The sequence below is a fragment of the Cellvibrio polysaccharolyticus genome (assembly GCF_015182315.1).
In the GTDB taxonomy this organism is placed as follows: Bacteria; Pseudomonadota; Gammaproteobacteria; order Pseudomonadales; family Cellvibrionaceae; genus Cellvibrio; species Cellvibrio polysaccharolyticus.
On sequence record NZ_PRDL01000001.1, the window covers coordinates 844,747 to 864,846 of the forward strand.

Here is a 20,100-nt window from a genome sequence, read left to right on the forward strand (position 1 = left end):
ACATTTATGTTTCAATCGAATTTGTCGGTGGCTAGCAGGGTTACAGTAAGGATGTTTTTTGTCGAAAATGTTTACATGATTTTTTATTTAGAACGTTTTTCATTCAAATTCGGTGAAATTTATAAATTTGTAATAATTGGTAATGCTTTATGCGATTGAAATCACATAGAATTCGCCAAATTTTTTGTCTCGCGTTGGTTTTAGCGACTGTTCCCAGTCGTTCTTCATAGATTTCTCCCGCGTTTTTGTTATCGATGTTCTGTGTCCGGCGGGTCAGGGCACATGGATTTTATTTTTTCTGGTGCTGCCGGGCTTTCCGGGGAGATCAGTCCTTACGGATTGGTAGAAAGCTTTGCGCAAATTTTGCCAGCAATGATCAAATGGGGTTGATTAAGGATGTTTACAGGATTAGTTCATGAGCAAGGACAGAAGGAGTTTCCGGCACGGGAGCATCGAGCCTTTCTTCCCCATGGAAAAGGTATATGTATGCGTTTGCGGTGCTGGGGATGTTTTCGGCAGCATCTTATGCCGCGCCCTACGGTGATTTTGCGATTACCGTAAATCCTGGGCCGGTCGCACCGAACAGCACCACTGTCTACCCCGGGGAGGCTACCAGTTTGCGGGTAACCTTCAGCAATAATGGTATTAGTGGTAAGCCGCTTACCAATGTCAACTTTAATAAAGCCCTGCCGGGTAATGCCAATGGTGGCTTAAGGGTTAATGGTCCCGTAGTCATTTCCGGTGTCGGATGTGCCGGTGGCAGCGTCTCTGCTGCGGTCGGCCATGCCGGGCTTTCATTGTCTGGATTGACTGTGCCGATTCCTGTCGCAGAGATCGATAAATCTGGCGAATGCTATCTCGACATTCCTGTGGTTGCCTGGTCTGCTAATGGGGCGAGTACATCTCATTCCTTTAGTATCAATGGTCCGCTCAATGGAAATCCTGGTGAAGCTGGCAGTGATCAGGGAGAAAACTCCAGTGGCGGTCCGCAAGCGATTACTGTTTCACAGGTGCCTCGTCCGACGTGGTCCAAAGGATTTCCAACCAATACCGGTACCCTGATATTGGGCGGGAATACGGGAACCTTGCGCATTGCCGTAAACAATCCCAGTCAGCATACTCCGCTCACCAATTTTTCATTCAGCGATGTTTTTCCGGTTAATAATGCCGGCGTTGGCGGTGCGATTATTGAGCCGACCGGTGCTGCGGCGTTGGTCAGCTGTTCGCCCGGTGCCGTTAATCCGGTGGTGACTCTACAGTCTGGCGCAGCCGCAGGTCTCAGTGTTTCTGGCGGTACATTGCCCGCGAATGGTACTTGTACTATTGATGTCCCGGTTCAGGCTCGCCACTCGGCAAATGCTTATGAGGTTACTGGTACCAACTCAATGGCAGCCAATGACTTTACCAGTGATGAAGGATTACGCCCGGCGACCAATGCCACGCGTAACATCACTGTTCGCTCACCCCTGGCCGTGGCAAAGGCATTTGCGCACTCGCCCATTGCTGCCGGTGTTCCCAGCACTTTCACAGTAACCCTGGAAAATAACGGCAGTACGGCTCTGGTTGTTGATGAATTTGAAGACAATCCCATCTCTGCATCGCCTTATGTTGGCAAGCTGAAAGTGCAAGCTGTTACCAATAGTTGTGCTGGTGGTACATCAACTATTCTCATGGGTAATGATGGCTTCCGGGTAGGTGGTTTTACCATTCCGGTGAAAGTTTCCGGAGATAATGCATCGGGGCGCTGTGTTTTAACCGTTACTTTTGAGGGTGAGACCACCGGTGATGACACGCCTTCTGCTTACAATAATGAGATTCCAGCGGGGGCAGTCAAAATTCAAGGGCAGCCTGATATCATCAGCCAGGCGCGTTCGGCATCCGTCACCATTGCAGACCGTTTGCGAGTGCTAAAAACCCAAATCCCCGCTACGGTGGCGCCAGGTAACCCGGTGAATTACACCATTAATGTGCAGAACTTCAGCAGCCAGCCTCTCGCGAATGTGGCGGTGGCAGATAGCCTGAATAATGGTGCAACCTTATTGTCCGGAGCCGGTTTCCCCGCCTCTGTTTCTGCCGGTTGTGGTGTGCTTGGTTTGAATGGCCGTGTGCAGGGCGATGCAGACTTGTTGTTTACTATTCCCACTGTTCCTGCTCGTGATGCTGTAAATGTGCCCGGCGTTTGTACGATCAGCTTCTGGGCCATGATTGATCCGGATTCTGAAGCTGCAACATTGAATCAGATCAGAGCATGTGATGTGTACCTGCCGAGAAATCCTTCTCTCGCGCCGGATGCCGCTGGCAATCGACCAGACGCCAATCCGGCTAACAGATTGCCTGGCGACGTTTGTAACGGGTCCCCGGTGCAGGTAAACAACCCCGCTCATGCCATTATCAATCTGAGCAAAAGTTTTGCTCAGGCCAGTGCTTTTGAAGGCACGCCTGTGCGCATGCGTCTGGTTGTATCCAGCTGGTCTGATAGCCCGCTCACCAGTATTGCTTTGAGTGATTCCTTGCCAAACGCGGGCAGTGCTATCCAGCAAATGCAAATTGCTTCGCCAGCCAATTTGATCAACGGCTGTGGCGGAGTGGTCAGCCTGGGTGCAACGTCTCTCTCGCTAAATAACGGTACTATGCCTGCGCGTACTGCCGGTACCAACACTCCGGCAACCTGTACCATCGAAGTGGATGTGGTTGGTCCGGCAGGCACATACAACAACAGAGCCGATGTGGCGGCGGTGCAAACCAATGCTGATGGCACTTTGTTGAATGTAAATGCATTTGCCAATGCACCGCTAACCTTTAGCGATGCGTTAACTGCCAGCAAAAGTTTCAGTCCGGCTCAGGTCGGTTCAGGTGGCCGGTCTACTCTGCGAATTTTACTGGGTAACCGAGGTGACTCATTGCCGATTACCGGCCTGGCGCTGACGGACAATTTACCTGACGGTATGAGTGTGGCTGCACCGGCTAATGCTTATACAACTTGTGTCAGTGGTTCGGTCAATGCTGCCTCCGGTGCGACCTCTGTCGGTTTGGCTGGGGCGGTTATTCCTCCCGGCGCAAATTGCGAGGTATTGGTTGATGTTGTTGCCATCGGTAATGCTGACTGGGTTAACTCTATAAAGGCCGGCCAAATTACTGCCAACAATGGTTTGTTAAACCGTACAGACGTAAGGGCTGATCTGGCTTTTGTAGCATCAGAAATTCCGGCAATTGCCAAGAGTATTAATCCCGGCACTATTGTGCCCGGGTATTCTTCTCTCTTAACAGTAACCATCACCAACAATACCAGCCAGTTATTGACGGGGGTTGGTGTTACTGACTGGTTCACCCTTGATGGAACGCCGAACGGCACACCCAACGGCATGTTGATCGCCGCATCACCGCAAGCTTCTACCACTTGTCCTGCCGGTGTAGTAACTGCTGTACCGGGCGAGCGTTCATTATCCCTGTCGATGGCGACTGTTGCACCGAACCAGGCATGTACCATCACAGTGCGGGTAACCTCCAAACGTGTGGGGACTATTGCCAACCTGATTCCGGAAAATTCGATCGTCAGTGATCAGGGTGCTACCAATACCACCACCTCTGCGAGAAGTACTTTAAGCACCACCTCCGAGGTGGGGATGAGCAAGGAATTTGCCCCGAAGGTTGTTCGTCCGGGGGATATTTCACGTTTACGCATCAGCTTCTTTAATCCGGAAAATCAAGCGGTACAAAATTTCGGCATTGTCGATAACTTCCCGAGCGGTTTGCTGGTTGCACCAGTACCCAATGCGTTTTCAACCTGTGGTGGTTCTGTATCGCTAACCTGGCCAGGTAATAACAGTGTGCGCCTCACCGGCGGTACGCTGGCTGCAGCGGCTGGCGATTCGCCCGCAAGTTGCTACCTGGAAATTGATGTGGTTGCGGCGGATGCGGGTAGCTATGTGAACAGTATTCCTGCCAATACCTTGACGGTGAATGATGTTCCTGTAAATCATCCTCCGGTAGAAGACACACTTGAAGCGCGTCACCCATTGCTGCTGAACAAAGCAATTGATAACAGAACGCTGGACCTGAACGATCCGGTTGGTTTTACTACCGGTGAAGCCATTCGTTTACCGGGCGCATCGGCTGTACTGACTATCCGTGTTGAAAACACCGATGACCAGCCACTGACGCAAATGACTTTTACCGACAATCTGCCAGACGGCCTGGTGTTATCGCAAACGCCTAATGAAACCTGGAGCTGTGCAACCGGTACTGTCAATGTAATTCCTTCCGGTCGCACAATAACCTTGGCGGGAGCAACCGTTCCGGCGAATAGTGTGTGTTTGATTACCGCTAACGTTATGAGCAATACGCCCGGTATTTACGACAATGTGATTCCACCTGAGAGTGTTATCACTTATGAAGGTGTGACCAATGAAGTACCGACTGAAGCGCGTTTGATTGTTACCGAGCCGGGCATTGTCACCAAGCAATTCGAGCCGCCAGTGGTGGCACCGGGCGCGGTATCAAGGCTGACGATTGCTATTGCCAACCCGAATGATGCCAACATGGTTCTATCTACTGCGTTGGTAGATACCTTGCCGACAGTCCCTGCACAAATAATGGTATGGACGCCCCTCTCTCAAGTGCCAAATAATAAAGGTACTTGATTCTGACATCAGAGAGGGCAAGGCTATGAGCGAACATGTTGCTGTGATCGGGGTTGATCTTGCAAAGAATGTATTTCAGGTTTGTGCTGCCAGTGGTTCAGGTAAAAGGTTAATTAATAAAAAAATAACCCGAGCAAAATTATTAGATTTTTTTGTTAACCTGCCGCCCTGTCTGGTGGGCATGGAAGCGTGCAGCAGCGCCCATCATTGGGCAAGGCAAATACAAAAGCTGGGTCACCATGTGAAGTTAATACCACCTCAATTTGTAAAGCCTTACGTAAAAAGCAATAAAAATGACGCAGCAGATGCGGACGCAATTTGTGAGGCTGTGACCCGGCCTACCATGCGTTTTGTTGCCATAAAGTCCGAGGAACAGCAAGCACTGCTATTGCTCCATCGGGATAGAAAGGGGTTGGTGGGGGAGAGATCTGCAATAGCCAATCGACTCAGGGCGTCTTTGGCTGAGTTTGGCTTGATTGTTCCCGTTGGTATACACAAGTTGAGAGCCTGGTTGCAACAGGATTATGGTGCCTACGAAGAGACCCTTCCCGTGATGATGAGGCTCCATGCGCAACGATTGGCTGGCAGGCTAAGGCAAATTGATCAGCACATTGATGAAATCGAACACGAGATAAAGCGCTACAACCCGGATATAGAGCTTACGAAACGGTTACAAGAAGTTCCAGGTATAGGTCCTTTAACTGCGTCGGCATTGGTGGCGACTATCAAAGACGGCAGCAGTTTCAAGAGTGGAAGGGAGTTTTCAGCGTGGCTTGGTCTTGTTCCCCGCCAGCATTCCAGTGGAGGAAAAGATCGCCTGCTGGGCATCAGTAAACGAGGCGATACCTATTTGAGAACGCTTTTTATTCATGGTGCAAGAGCAGTTATCAAACATATGAATCCCAGGCGATCTATGACTCCCTGGATCGCAGAGTTAATGAGGCGTCGTCACCGGAATGTAGTTATTGTTGCTTTGGCAAACAAGCTGGCTCGTATTGCCTGGGCACTGATGAGCAAAGGCAAAAGTTACGATGAAGCGTTTGGATTTTAATCGATAAATAAACTTACGCACAGTGTTGCGCAGGCAAGAAAACTGAAGGCAATGTAGATGACATCGTAATTGGGTAAGTCTGGTCCTAACATGGCTCATAACAAGAGCGAACAAATGATAAGACCCCGATTAGCGAATACCATCAGGGACCGTAGATAAATTCTACATCGGGAGTCCGGATAGATGGCTGCAACACACATTGACTACAAAAAATTGCTTGCAAAACCCGGGGCGTCCATAGATGGCAACTGCTCCCAATATTGCTACAAGTTGTCCAGGTGGTAACGGCATCGTGACGGCTGCGGCGAATGCGACCCGTGTGCAAATCAATAGTGGCGCTGTTATTCCATCCGGTGGTTGTTCTGTTGAGGTAGATGTTGTGGCTGCTGAGCCGGGCAATTACATCAACCATATCCCGGCTGGTGCACTGCAAACCAATTTTGGCCCGAACGAAGAGCCGGCAGAATCGCCTTTGCTGATCAGCACCTTGGGCTACATCTCCGGTAAGGTATTTATTGATCGCGAACCGGTACCGGATGGCATTTGGCATGCAGGGCGCTCTACGGCCATTGCCGGTAATACCATTGAGTTACGTTCGGGTGGAAGTTGTACTGCAGGAACCCTGCTGAGCACAACAACTACCGATGCGTCAGGTAACTATTTTTTCAGTGAGCTGCCTGCCGGTACCTACTCGGTATGTCAGGTTGAGCAGCTGTCCGGCACGCTGAACAGTATTACCACCGAAGGTGTGATTAATCCGTACAACGGCAGCACCGGTACTGTGGGCAGTGCATCCAATCCGGACAGCGGTACACCCACCAGTCAGATTGTTGGCATTGTGTTGAACAACAACGGTAATGCCGATGAAGTCAGTGGTTCACCGCAGAATAATTTCTCTGAAATTCTGCCTGCGCGTATCAGCGGCTGGGTCTATCACGACCGCAATGACGATGGTGTGCGCGATGGAGGCGAAGAGGGAATCCCCAATGTGGTGATCACCTTGACCGGCCCGAATGGTTTGACCAAAACCACCACAACCGCAGCGGACGGCAGCTGGTTCTTTGACGAGCTGCCGCCAGGTGAATACACCGTGACTGAAACTCACCCTGATGTGTGGGGTGATGGCAAGGACACAGCGGGCAGTAAAGGTGGCGATGCATCGACGGTTAATGATGTCATCAGCAATATCACGCTGGTGGCCGGTGATGATGCCATCAACTACAACTTCGGTGAGCTGCTCTCTCCGGATATGGTGCTGACAGCATCGGCAGTTTGTGATGCGGGCGTTCCTTACGTTAACTACAGTGTCAGTTCACCGAGTCCGTTTGGTCGCATGGCGTTCAATGCGGCCGCTACAGGCTCCAGTCCGGCGTTTACTATCAGTTGGGTAACCACCGGTGGCCGTCTGGCAGATCGTGCGTCCAATCAGCCAGCGTCCGGCACACTGGTTTGGCCTGGTTATCAGGAAGATGAAGATCACCACGCCATTGCCTTCCCGGGCTGGGTGCTTGAGGACGAGTGGGAGCAGGTATCCGATGACCGTCGTCCGGATATGACGCTGGTTGCCAGTGTGGGTGGTATGGAGCTCACTGCTCTGGTGACCTATCCGGAAGCAACCAGAGCCTGTGCGGCACAGCCATCAGGTACTTTCACGCCACCAACACCGATAGCGGCACCAACCACCACCGTCTGGGGTTTGATGTTGTTGTCAGCCTTGCTGATGCTCGGCACCTGGTATCAGCAGCGCTATCGCCTGCGGATTCGTAACTGAAACCGGTAAGCGACTCCGATGCAGGATTCCGCTAACAAAACGACCAGCAGCGAGGCAGAGGTTGTTCCTCTGCCCCGGCTGCTGGGGTTTTTTCTGCGTTTTATTGTGTTGCAGCTGGTGTTGTTTACGCTGGAAATGTTGCGCCCGGTACAGGAGCATCTGATCCAGCCTTTCACCGCCATGCTGGCGTGGCTCTCCTGGAAAATCATGTCGGTGTTTGATAGCGGCATCGGTGCTCAGGGGCTGGTTATCTACAACGAAACCACCAACTTCGCTATTGAAGTGGTAGCCGGCTGTAACGGTGTAGAAGCCACCATCATTCTTCTGGCCGGCATTCTCGCGTTCAGTGCGCCATGGCGATACAAGCTGTGGGGGATTCTGTGGGGCGTGCTGGCGATTCACGTTTTGAATCTGGTGCGAATTATCAGCCTGTTTTACATCGGGCAATGGAATATCCATGCCTATGAATGGGCGCATCTCTACATCTGGCAGGCGCTGATTTTGCTGGATGCCATTATCGTCTGGCTGATCTGGATTCGGCGTTTGCCGGTAAAGGCTGAAGTATGCAATCCCGTCGCTGGATAAAAGACCCGCTGTGGCGGTTTATACTGGCAACGCTGTTCTGGTTGCCAGTGTTTTTTGCTTTCTGGTATCTGCTCGCACCGGTATTGCTGGCGCCTCTGGTGTGGCTGGTAAAAGGTGTATTTGCGGTGGTTTATCCCGGGTTGATTGATCAGGCCGGTTTAAACGGAGTCACCCTGCACCTGATTACCTCGCTAACGGTAACCGCACCCGATGGACGGGAAGGGCACATATCGCTGGATATCAACGCACTTAAATATGCCTACAACCTGCCGTTGCTCATGGCGCTGCTGTTTGCTGCGCAAGATAAACACTTCTCCACTTCCCGCATTATTCTCTGTTATCTGATTTTGCTGCCGTTCCAGCTTTGGGGGGTGGTATTTGAAATTCTGATGAACCTGACTTTTCAGGTCGGGCCGGATATTCCGGTGCAATTGCACCTGGACTCCTCAATACGCCATTTTATTGCGCTCGCCTACCAATTGGGGGTGCTGATGCTGCCAGCCATTTCGGCCGCCACGCTCTGGGTAGGGATGAATCAGCGCTTTATTGCTTCACTGATGTTATGGCGTCGTCAAAAAGGCTTACCGGAATAGGTTTTAGAAAGCTTCAGACCGGAACGATGTGAGTTTGGCGTCAGGCTGTTTGTTCCAAAACCGTCGAGTCAGGGATGACTCGTCGGAGCTACATGGATCGTATTTATGCGTTTTTGGAACAAACAGCCTGATGACAAACGGACGTAGAAGCGGCGCATTTACTTTCGTCTTTGTTCCTGTGGTTTCCCTTTCCTTCCATCGCAGTAAATTTTCTTCCTATCTTGATGTCGCCAATCATGTCACCAAAAGCATAAAAAATAACTGTATTTCCGGTTATATGCCCGGTCGTTTAAATGCAGAAAACCCCTGTCGCATAAAATTTCACGATTGTCATTTTTCTGCAATATAAAGCCATCAAACTGCGCAACGTTAAAGAAACCAACACCCCATCCAATGAGGATATGGCAATGACGTTGAAACCTTTGGCCAAGCTGGCTGCTGTAAGTTTAATCGCTGTAAGTTGTGCTGCTGTAGCACAAAACCGTGACACCATTCAGGTTGCCGGCTCTTCTACCGTATTACCTTTCGCCTCTATCGTAGCGGAAGAATTTGGTAACAATTTCCCGCAATTCAAAACCCCGGTCGTCGGTTCCGGTGGTTCTTCTGGCGGCTTGCGCCAGTTCTGTCAGGGCGTTGGTGCCAACACCATTGATATCGCCAACTCTTCACGCGCTATTCGCCCGGCTGAAATTGATGCCTGTAAAGCGGCCGGTGTAAACCAGATTATCGAAGTTAAAATCGGTTATGACGGTATCGTATTCGCTTCACGTATCGACGCTGGCGATTTCAAACTGGAGCCAAAGCACGTATTCCTGGCGCAGGCTGACAAAGTACCGCAAGGCGGCAAACTGGTTGCCAACCCTTACACCCGCTGGTCACAAATCGACAAGTCTCTGCCAGACCAGGAAATTCTGCTGGCTATCCCGGGTTCCAACCACGGTACGCGTGAAGTGTACGAAGAAAAAGTGGTTCACCCTGGCTGTATGGAATTTGACGAAATCAAAAAACTCGACAAAGACGCAGCCGCTGCACAGTGTGTTGCCATGCGTACCGATGGTCGCGTTGTTGAAATCGCTGGTGACTACACTGAAACCCTGGCTCGTCTGCAAGCACAAAAAGATGCTGTTGGTGTATTCGGCCTGAGCTTCTACGAAGCCAACCGTGACCGCATCAAAGTCGCTTCTGTATCCGGTGTTGTACCAACCCTCGACGCTATTCTTGATGGCAAGTACCCGGTATCCCGTCCGCTGTTCTTCTACGTGAAAGGCGAGCACATTGGTGTGATTCCAGGTCTGCAGGAATTTGCCAACTACTTCGTTAGCGAACAGGTTTCCGGCACTGACAGCCCGCTCGAAGCGGCTGGTCTGATCCCGCTGTCTGATAAAGAACGTGCTGACGTTGCCAACGCAATCAAGCAACGCAAAGCCAAGTAATTCCGGTTTTATGCACGCTCCAAAAAGAGAACTGCCGGTCAGTTCTCTTTTTGCTTTCTGTCTGAAACAGGTAATAAGCCACGATAGAAAGAACAGCGTCTGAGTTAATCAGACTGTTTCGTCCTCGGAGAGAATATGGGAAACCTATCACTAATAATTGCTCTGCTGGTATTGATGGTTATTGGTTACCAGCTGGGTATGGTGCGCAGTCGCCGGGTTGCAGCGGCCAATCGCACATTAATAATGCATTCAAGACCACAACACTACGGCATGATGGTAGCGCTCTGGTCAATATTGCCGGCATTTTTTGTATTTTTATTATGGAACTGGGTATCGCCCGGGTTGATTAACAGCATGGTAGCGGCACAGTTACCAGTAGATATCGCGGCACAGACCGACGAAGCCACGCGCGTTGCCCTGCGCAGAATTGAAAACCTCGCTAATAACTTTGGCATTGTTGCCGACGCTGCTCCCTGGGAGTTGTCGTCAGCCGAATACATGAGTGCCCTCCAGAAAAAAAGCGCACTGCTATTAACCGCACTGATGTCGGCGGTGGTTGCTTTTGGTTTGGTGATGAGCATTAAAAAAATTGCCCCGCCATTACGCGCCCGTCACCAAATAGAATTTTTTATGAAAGTGATGCTGGTGATTTGCTCCACCATCGCCATCCTCACTACCATCGGTATCGTATTGTCGATGGTGGGCGAAACACTGAAATTTTTCAGTTTTGTATCGCCGGTCGATTTCTTTTTTGGTACCACCTGGAACCCGCGCTTTTCTACCGTTGGTGTCGGCGAGCAAGGCAGCTTTGGTTTAATCCCCTTGTTGTCCGGTACCTTACTGGTAGCGATCATTGCGCTGCTGGTAGCCATTCCCCTCGGTTTGATGGTTGCCATTTATCTTGCTGAATATGCGCCGGCACGTTTACGAAATACCGCCAAGCCGATTATCGAAGTACTGGCCGGTATTCCTACTATTGTTTACGGCTTTTTTGCGCTGGTCACTGTGGGGCCATTCCTGCGAGATCTGGGCGGATTCATCGGTCTGGATATTCGCGCAACCTCGGCACTTACCGCTGGTGTAGTGATGGGCATGATGATTATTCCTTTTATCTCGTCGCTCACTGACGACATTCTCACGCAGGTTCCAAAAACGCTTCGCGATGGTTCGCTGGGTCTGGGTGCTACCAAATCCGAAACCATTCGCCGTGTGGTATTGCCCGCTGCTTTGCCAGGTATTGTTGGCGCTGTGTTGCTGGCGGCGAGTCGTGCGATTGGTGAAACGATGATTGTCGTTATGGCCGCAGGCAATAGCCCTGCGCTTACTGCCAACCCTTTCGAAGCTGTGTCGACCGTTACCGTCACTATTGTTAACCAGCTCACCGGCGATAACGACTTCGCCAGCCCGCAATCGCTGGTTGCCTTTGCATTGGGCCTGACGCTGTTCGTAATTACCTTGCTGCTCAACGTTGTGGCTTTGGTCATCGTTCGTAAATACCGTGAACAATACGAGTAACTTATGACTACTTCTGAAAACACATCCGCGTCTTCCGGGCGTCAGGCTCGCCAGAAAGTTGCTGCATCACTGACTCGAAGACACCGCCAGGAAAAACTGTTTCGTGGTATGGGCTTTGCTGCCGTTGTGATCAGTCTCTTGCTGGTTGCTTTATTATTCATCAATATTTTTTCCAAAGGCTTACCGGCCTTTTGGCAATCAACCGTCACTCTGGATATTTATTTTGACCCGGAAATTATTAGCATCTCTGAAAAGCCGGTACAGCAAACCGGCGAGTCGGATAACAATTTCAGGCAGCGTTATATCGATTGGCAAACTGAAGTAGGCTTTATCAACTTCAACCGTTTGATTACCGATGCCTTGCAAAAAGTTATTCCGGATGTCGGCAACAATACCCGCGACTTGCAGCGTATCGTTACCTCGGCAGAGCGTTTTGCATTGCGGGATATGATAGTTAATGACCCGTCATTGATTGGCCAAACCCGCAAGCTGGGTTTGCTTACCGATGCCAATATCGACGTGTGGTTAAAAGGCAATATTGACCGCAGCCTGCCGGATGCCCAGCAGCAGTTGAGCCCCAAGGTGCGTGAGTGGTCTGATTATCTTTCAGCGCAGGGAATCATCCAGAATAAATTCAGCTTTTCGCTATTCATGAATACCGACTCCCGCAGCTCGCTGGCGTCTGCCGGTTTGGCCGGTGCATTTATGGGCTCGCTGTTTATGATGTTGATTGTGATTATATTATCGGTGCCGATGGGTGTGGCGGCAGCCATTTACCTGGAAGAATTTGCGCCAAAAAATAGAATTACCGATCTGGTTGAAGTGAATATCAATAACCTTGCGGCCGTGCCTTCTATCGTATTCGGTCTGTTAGGTGCATCGGTATTTATCGGCTGGTTTAACCTGCCGATGTCGGCACCGGTGGTGGGTGGTCTGGTGCTGTCGTTGATGACTTTGCCAACGGTTATTATCGCTACACGTTCAACGCTTAAAGCCATTCCTCCTTCGATTCGTCAGGCCGCGCTGGGTCTTGGTGCCTCGAAAATGCAATCGATTTTCCATCATGTGTTACCGCTGGCCATTCCCGGCATTCTTACCGGTGCTATTCTCGGTGTTGCACAGGCGCTGGGTGAAACGGCTCCGCTGCTGTTGATTGGCATGAAGTCTTTTGTGGCCTCGGTGCCGTCTACCCCTTTTGAGCAATCTACCGCCTTACCGGTGCAGATATTCCTGTGGCAAGGAAATGAACTGCGTAACTTCTTCGAGGCGCGCACTTCAGCTGCAATTATTGTGTTGTTGATTATGATGATCTCACTCAATGCGCTGGCTATCTGGCTGCGCAAAAAATATGAAACCCGGTGGTAATCATGAACATATCACTTGCAAAATCAACCTTGAAACAACCGACAGATACTATGGTGGATACACCTATGAGTGCACTGACTAGCCCGGAAAGCCAATTGAAATTGACCGCGTTAAACGTAAAAGTATTTTACGGTGCGAATGAAGCCTTGCATGGCATCAGCATGGATGTAAAAGAAAATGAAGTGGTGGCTTTTATCGGCCCGTCAGGCTGCGGAAAGTCAACTTTCCTGCGCTGCCTGAACCGTATGAACGACACCATTGATGGCTGCCGCGTTGAAGGGCAAATCAAACTGGATGGCGCCGACATCTATGATCACTCACTGGACGTGGTACAGCTGCGCGCCCAGGTGGGTATGGTGTTTCAAAAACCCAACCCCTTCCCCAAATCCATCTATGAAAATATTGCCTACGGTCCGCGCTTGCATGGCCTGGCAGAGAAAAAAGTGGAGCTGGATGAAATTGTCGAATCCAGCCTGCGCCGTGCCGGTTTGTGGAATGAAGTAAAAGACCGTCTGCATCAGCCTGGCACCGGCTTGTCCGGTGGTCAGCAACAGCGTTTGTGTATCGCCCGTACCATTGCAGTAAGCCCTGAAGTTATTCTGATGGACGAACCCTGTTCAGCGTTGGACCCGATTGCCACATCTATTATTGAAGAGCTGATTGATGAGCTGAAGCAGAACTTCACCATCGTCATGGTTACTCACAATATGCAGCAGGCCGCGCGGGTGTCTGACCGCACCGCCTTCTTTCATATGGGTGATTTGATCGAAATTGGTAACACCGCTGAATTGTTTACCAACCCGAAAAACAAACGCACAGAAGATTACATTACCGGCCGCTACGGTTAATACCCTTGCGATTCTGTTTCATAACAAGCCATTTTCAGTTTTTGACAGGAAATAATTATGTTGCAAAGTAAAATTGCCGGGCACTATTCGCAGGCCTACGATACCCAGTTACACGGTATTGTGATTCGTGTGTTGGAAATGTGCAGTTTGGTAAAAAAACAGTTGGACGATGCCTTGTCGGCATTTATCGACGGTGACAGGGAGTTGGCGCAACGTGTGGTTGATACCGATCGCCGCGTCAATACCTATGAAGTGGATATTGATGAGCACTGTATTGATATTCTGGTACGCCGCCAACCAGCCGCTTCCGATTTGCGTCTGGTACTGACAATTCTGAAAATTATCAATGATATCGAACGTATTGGTGACCTGGCAGAAAGTATCGCCCGGCATGTGCTGCAGGAATCCGGCGAGCGCCCCAATAGCGCGCAGATCAATGACATTGAAGAAATGGGTACACGTACCCGCATCATGTTGCGACAAGCACTGGAATCTTTTGAAAAGATGGATGCGGCTGATGCGCTGGATGTGTTGCAGCAAGACAAAGCGATTGATAATGACTACGCCCGTATTCTTCGCCACAGTTTGACTTATATGCTGGAAGACACTCGCCAGATCGGTCGCTCTATGGAAATTATCTGGGTGGCTCGTGCGCTGGAGCGCGTGGGTGATCATGCGCGCAATATTTGTCAATACAGTATTTTCCTCAGTAAAGGCTACAACGTTACGCATTCCAGTGATGATGAAATGAAAAATATTATCTCGGGTAACGACTGATTTATTCGCTATAGTTTCTTCCTCTCCAATCGGATGGTCTTGCGGTGCACTGTGAAAATAGTGCGCCGCTTTTTTTTATTAAAAATATTTCATTGTCATCATTTTGTAATCGCAGAGTCACTGCTTTGTCATCTTTGCCTTCGATACTAGCCCCCGTTGAGCACACACCCATTAGAAATGATTAATGTCGGAGAGTTAGTATGAAATCCAAGAAACTGAATTTTATCGCGGCTGCAGTAATTTCCACACTGTGCGTTCCTGTAATGGCTGCTGATGTAACTATTTATGGTCGTGCGCATTTGTCTCTGGATTCTCTGGACGATGGCGTAGACAGCGGTACCAATGTATCCAGCAACTCCAGCCGCATCGGTTTTAAAGCCAGCACCAAACTGGAAAACAATCTGGAAGCTTTCATGCAGATCGAACAAAACGTTCGCTTTGATGAAGGTTCAGGTAACTGGGCTTCGCGTGACAGCTTTGTAGGTTTGCGTGGCGATTTCGGTACCGTACGTATTGGTCAGTTCGACACTCCGTTGAAAGTGGTTCGCGGTAAAGTAGACATGTTCGGTGACCGTCTTGGTGATATCCGTAACCTGACTCGTACCAGCACCAGCGGTGCCACCAACGCCAACATCGGTAACGTTTTTGATGAGCGTTACAAAAACGGCGTAGCTTACACCTCACCAAAATTCAGCAACTTTACTGTTGATGTGCACTACACGCCGCACAACGGTACTGGCGCTACCAACGACAACGTTCTGGAATCCTGGAGCTTGTCCGGTGCTTATGAAGCCAACGGTTTCTACGCTGCCATTGCTTACGAAACCTTTGAAGGCGCTAACGGCCTTGACCCTAACGCCATCCGCGTTGGCTTGTACTACGATCTGACCAGCGAATTCCGTTTGGCAGGTATGTTCCAGACCGCTAGCGATGTTCCTGGTGGTGACCGTGATGTATTCGGTGTGGGCGCAAGCTACAAGCTGGGTGATATCACTCTGCGCAGCCAGGTTTACGTTGCTGACGAAAACGATCTGGATGAGAGTGGTGCAACCATGTTCGTTATCGGTGCAGATTATAAACTCGGTAAAGACGTAACTACCTACGTTGCTTACGGTGTTACTTCTAACGATGAAAATGCTGCATTCCGTGTAAGTGCCGGTGGTCGTGATACCGCACTGGCAGCTGTACCGGGTGAAGATACTACCGGTCTTTCTCTGGGTGTAATGTACAACTTCTAATTGCATGCGCTGTTAATCATGTGACTGGATTGGCAACGGACTGCCGCAATGGATTGCACACCTCCCCCAAACCCCGGTTGCTTTTGCAGTCGGGGTTTTCTTTTTCAACGTGAAAAATGGCAATGTTTGCGTGACGATTGGCTATGAGATTCGTAAAGTAAAACGAATCACTGTAGTGAGCGCGCACAAATTTTTTCATATTTTCGTGCCCGGCAGAGCGCAAAGCAATGCTGCTCTCAGTATAAGCTTCGTCATAAAACCATCACGCTTTAACTCTATATTCCTTGGCGTCCTCTCGTAGATAAAACATCTGCCAATTTGTAAATCACTCACCTTATGGAGTTCAAGGCGTGAAACTAATGAAAACTCTCCCGGTAAAAACATCAAAATACTTAATTCCTTTATCTCTGGCGCTGGTGTTGTCTGCCTGTGGTGGCGACAACGACCGTGATGTGCGCGACCTGCGTAAGAATCTCAACGAAGCGCAAGACGAAATTACCGATCTCGAAAAGCGTCTGAACGAATTGCAAAATCCGGGCGCTGGCGTGCGTGCACCGCTTAAGGTGACCATTCTTCATATGAATGACCATCACTCACATATCGCACCGGAAACCTTTTCCTACAGTGTGTCGGGTCTGGGCCTCGCTGCTCGTACCGGCACTAATGCAGAACTCAGCAGTGTTTCGGTAACCTACGGCGGCTTTCCGATGCTGGTGTCGTTGTTTGATCGTCTTGCTGCACAGTCAGTAAATCCGGTAAAAATTCACGCTGGCGATGCGGTTACCGGTACCTTGTATTACTCGTTGTTTAATGGCGCTGCCGATGCGGCGATGATGAATCAGGTTTGCTTTGATGCCTTTGCGCTGGGTAATCATGAATTTGATAACGGCGATGTCGGGCTCGCCAATTTTCTGGATGATCTGAAGTCCGGTGCTTGTAATACAGCGGTGCTGGCGGCCAACGTCAAACCGGGTGCCAACTCGGCCATTAGTGATGGTTATATTCAGCCTTACATGATCCGCGAAGTGCAGGGACAAAAAGTAGGCTTTATCGGTATTGATATTGCGGATAAAACCAAAAATTCTTCAAAGCCGGACGCGGATACACAATTTCTGGATGAAGCGACCACCGCACAACATTACATTGATGAACTGCGCGGGCAGGGCGTGAATAAAATTGTGCTGGTTACGCATTATCAATATGAAAACGATAAATTGCTGGCATCACAATTGAGCGGTGTTGATGTGATTGTTGGTGGCGACTCTCACTCGTTGCTGGGTGGTGAAAGTTTTAAAAGCCTCGGTTTCAATCCGGTAGGTGAATACCCCACGATCACCAAAAACCGCGATGGCGATACCGTATGTATTGTACAAGCCTGGGAATATGGCCACCTGCTTGGCAAGCTTGAAGTCAGCTTTGACGCAGATGGTAAAGTAGCTGCCTGTAACGGCATGCCTTATATGCCGGTAGCCGACAATTTTACTTACACCCATGGCGCCGGCGATATTCGTACCTTGAGCGCAAGCGATGCATTTAAAGTTCGTCAGCAAATTACCAAATTGCCTGAGGTCGTTGCAGTCGTGCCGGACGCCACCACTGAAAACCTGTTGAGTGTTTACAATGAAGAAGTCAGTGTGCTTGAGCAGCAGGTGATTGGTACTACCGCGGACAATCTTTGTCTGGTGCGTTTTCCGGGTGAAAGCCGTTCCACCATTTGTAACGCCAGCGAAACGAGCGAGTATGGCAGTGATATCTCCAACATCATCGCCAAAGCCTTTATGACGGTTACCCCGACAGCAGATATTGCCATTCAAAACGGCGGTGGTGTGCGTGTTGATGTAGCGGCTGGCGATATCACCTTTGCGGAAGCGGTAAACGTGTTGCCGTTTACCAATACACTGGTTACGCTGGAATTGACCGGTGCACAAATTAAAGCCGTATTGGAAGATGCCATGAGCAGCGCACTGCGTGTTGGTGGCTCCAGCGGCTCTTATCCTTACGCTTCAGGTTTGCGCTATCACGTTAACGCGTCAGCCGCTGAGGGTTCGCGCATCTCCAATATTGAAGTGAATCCTCGAGTCAGTGGTGACTGGGCTGCCATTAACACTACCGCCACTTACACCGTAGTTACCAATGACTTTATTGCCGCCGGTCAGGATGGCTACGCTACCTTCGGCGGGCTCTACGATGCCGGCCTGTATGTGAATACCTTTACCTTGTACACCCAGGCGTTTATCAGTTACATCACCCGGTTGACGGCCAATGGCGACGTGCTGACCAAACTGCCAGCCAGCGAATACAGCACACAGCAATATATCGGTCGCGATGGTTGCAATCACTCGCTGGAAAATTGCAGCGGGTATTAGTAGCTGCGGCAAACCTGTCATGCGTGATTGATTGGGTGGCTGCAAGTGTTTGACGTTAATCGGGCACTTGCAGTCTGAAAATTTCGTTGTTATTTTTCATCTCAAAAATTGCAGGCTCTATATTTTGAGCCTGCAATTCCTCAGTTCTCTCTCTTACCGTCGCCACTCAGGTTGTACCTTCTATCGACTTTCTCTGATATCAGAAAAATCCTGTCATATTTAATCTGCTGCGATCTTGTGATAGCGTTGCAAAAATGTTTCTGCCATACCTGGTGGAAATGATGCGCCCATGTCTTTATCCAATAATCTAAAAATCGGAGCATGCGTAGTATGTCGATGGCACCCTTTACCCGGCGGGGTTTCACTTTTTCTGTTCTTTCGGTTCCCTTTTGGAGTTTGTCTGCAAAAGCTATGAAACCTCATCAGGCGGTTATCTCCGACTTTGGTGCCAAAGCTGACGGCAGCACGGTTAATACAAAAGCCATTCAATCCGTCATTGATGATTGCGCCGCGAAAGGTGGCGGAACCGTGGTTGTTCCGTCTGGTGTGTTTGTCAGTGGCGCCTTGTTCCTGAAACCTGGTGTAAACCTTCATCTTGAAAAAAATGCCGTTCTTAAATGTTCTACAGATATGGCAAATTTCCCCCGTCAGCGGACCCGTATCGAAGGCCAATATAATGAAAGTTTTAATCCGGCACTGATCAATGCGGATGGCTGCGATGGTTTGAAAATCACCGGCGAAGGCACGCTCGACGGTGCAGGGAGACCCATATGGGATTTATTCTGGAAGCTGCGTGGCGAAGCGTCAGATCCGGCAAGTTTTCCCAATCTCAGCGTTGATCGCGCTCGCCTCGCGCTCATCGAAAATTCAAAAGACGTAACCGTTGAAGGCGTTACTTTCAAGGATTCCCAGTTCTGGAATCTTCATTTATACAAATGCCAACATGTGCTGGTGCGTAATGCCCGCTTTGAAGTGCCGGATGATTACGAACAGGCACCGAGTAGTGATGGTATCGATCTGGATAGCTGCCAGAATGTTTTGGTAGACGGTTGCTATTTTTCAGTCACGGATGATTGCATAGCCGCAAAAGGTTCAAAAGGTCCGCTCGCAATGCAAGACAAAAACAGCCCGCCTGTTGAGCACATCTGCGTGCGCAACTGCCACTTCAGGCGCGGCCACCAGGCGTTTTCCTGCGGCAGCGAAGCAACCATCATCCGCGATGTCATTATTGAAGATTGCAAACTAACCGGGGCGTTGAATTTATTAATGCTCAAACTGCGCCCGGACACACCGCAACGCTACGAAGATATTCATCTGCGCAATATCACGCTCGATAACGCCGGCGGCCGGATCATGTTGATAGAACCTTGGGCGCAATACAAAAACCTGCAGGGCGAAGCCCCGCCGCAATCAACCGTCCGCAATATTACCTTCAGTGATATTAAAGGTCGCTTTGGCTCGTTTGGAATTGTTCGACCGAATCCAGGGCAAACCGATATCAGTGATATCACCGTAAGCCGAATTGATGTGCAACTGGAAAAAGAACCCGAGCTAATGGTTTCCGGCGCAACCAACATCCGCTTCGAGCAAGTGGTGGTAAATGGTAAAACCGTAACCGAACCGACCACCGGATCAGTGCCACTTCCGGAGGGTGGTTTTCGGGTATCGGGTTGAGACGATAAGGCTGAATTAATATTGGTTCAGTTCTGAGCGGGTGAGTGCAGCAACTGAGTACCCGCAGGCTGCTAGTTTTTTATCCTCGAGCATTACCCACATCTTCCTGTTGTATAGCTTTTCTCTTAAAATTAAGCGTCTGCATTTAAGAAAATGGCTGGAAAAATTTCTATCCACCTATGGAGAGATGCATTCATTTAAAAACTATTTATTTACAGCCAATACAAGTCAGATAAATTTTTCA

General features: G+C 49.8%; 13 protein-coding genes. All 13 read left to right on the top strand.

What is annotated here, in order from left to right; translation table 11 throughout:
- Nucleotides 1-482 precede the first annotated feature (482 nt).
- Nucleotides 483-4,640, top strand: coding sequence for a DUF7933 domain-containing protein (locus tag C4F51_RS03715; protein WP_193907283.1), 4,158 nt, complete (start codon nt 483-485; stop codon nt 4,638-4,640).
- A gap of 25 nt (nt 4,641-4,665) precedes the next feature.
- A complete protein-coding gene (locus C4F51_RS03720) occupies nt 4,666-5,691 on the top strand; it encodes an IS110 family RNA-guided transposase (protein ID WP_193906647.1) in 1,026 nt (341 codons plus the stop codon).
- 241 nt (nt 5,692-5,932) lie between these two features.
- Nucleotides 5,933-7,462, top strand: a complete 1,530-nt coding sequence (locus C4F51_RS03725) for an SdrD B-like domain-containing protein (RefSeq protein ID WP_193907285.1) — start codon at nt 5,933-5,935, stop codon at nt 7,460-7,462.
- 18 nt (nt 7,463-7,480) lie between these two features.
- Complete coding sequence (gene xrtH / locus C4F51_RS03730) at nt 7,481-8,047, top strand: exosortase H (RefSeq protein ID WP_202987603.1); 567 nt, start codon at nt 7,481-7,483, stop codon at nt 8,045-8,047.
- Nucleotides 8,026-8,640, top strand: coding sequence for an exosortase H-associated membrane protein (locus C4F51_RS03735; protein ID WP_193907287.1), 615 nt, complete (start codon nt 8,026-8,028; stop codon nt 8,638-8,640). The genes xrtH and C4F51_RS03735 overlap by 22 nt, the downstream gene beginning before the upstream one ends.
- A 407-nt stretch (nt 8,641-9,047) precedes the next feature.
- On the top strand, nt 9,048-10,073 hold the full coding sequence (locus C4F51_RS03740; RefSeq protein WP_193907289.1) for a substrate-binding domain-containing protein: 1,026 nt from the start codon (nt 9,048-9,050) through the stop codon (nt 10,071-10,073).
- Nucleotides 10,074-10,208: 135 nt separating this feature from the next.
- Complete coding sequence (gene pstC, locus C4F51_RS03745; protein WP_193907291.1) at nt 10,209-11,588, top strand: phosphate ABC transporter permease subunit PstC; 1,380 nt, start codon at nt 10,209-10,211, stop codon at nt 11,586-11,588.
- Nucleotides 11,589-11,591: 3 nt separating this feature from the next.
- Nucleotides 11,592-12,953 carry a phosphate ABC transporter permease PstA gene (pstA, locus tag C4F51_RS03750; RefSeq protein WP_193907293.1) on the top strand — a complete coding sequence of 454 codons (1,362 nt, stop codon included), beginning with the start codon at nt 11,592-11,594 and terminating at the stop codon, nt 12,951-12,953.
- Between the two features lie 65 nt (nt 12,954-13,018).
- Nucleotides 13,019-13,801, top strand: coding sequence for a phosphate ABC transporter ATP-binding protein PstB (pstB, locus tag C4F51_RS03755; protein WP_235992271.1), 783 nt, complete (start codon nt 13,019-13,021; stop codon nt 13,799-13,801).
- A 57-nt stretch (nt 13,802-13,858) separates the two neighbouring features.
- A complete protein-coding gene (phoU, locus tag C4F51_RS03760) occupies nt 13,859-14,578 on the top strand; it encodes a phosphate signaling complex protein PhoU (RefSeq protein ID WP_193907295.1) in 720 nt (239 codons plus the stop codon).
- Between the two features lie 200 nt (nt 14,579-14,778).
- The gene (locus C4F51_RS03765; protein ID WP_193907296.1) at nt 14,779-15,816 is read left to right on the top strand and encodes a porin; all 1,038 of its coding nucleotides are present in this window, start codon (nt 14,779-14,781) and stop codon (nt 15,814-15,816) included.
- A 359-nt stretch (nt 15,817-16,175) separates the two neighbouring features.
- Nucleotides 16,176-18,182: a bifunctional metallophosphatase/5'-nucleotidase gene (locus tag C4F51_RS03770; RefSeq protein ID WP_193907297.1), complete on the top strand. Its 2,007-nt coding sequence runs from the start codon at nt 16,176-16,178 to the stop codon at nt 18,180-18,182.
- Between the two features lie 411 nt (nt 18,183-18,593).
- Complete coding sequence (locus C4F51_RS03775) at nt 18,594-19,856, top strand: glycoside hydrolase family 28 protein (RefSeq protein ID WP_193907298.1); 1,263 nt, start codon at nt 18,594-18,596, stop codon at nt 19,854-19,856.
- Nucleotides 19,857-20,100: the final 244 nt, after the last annotated feature.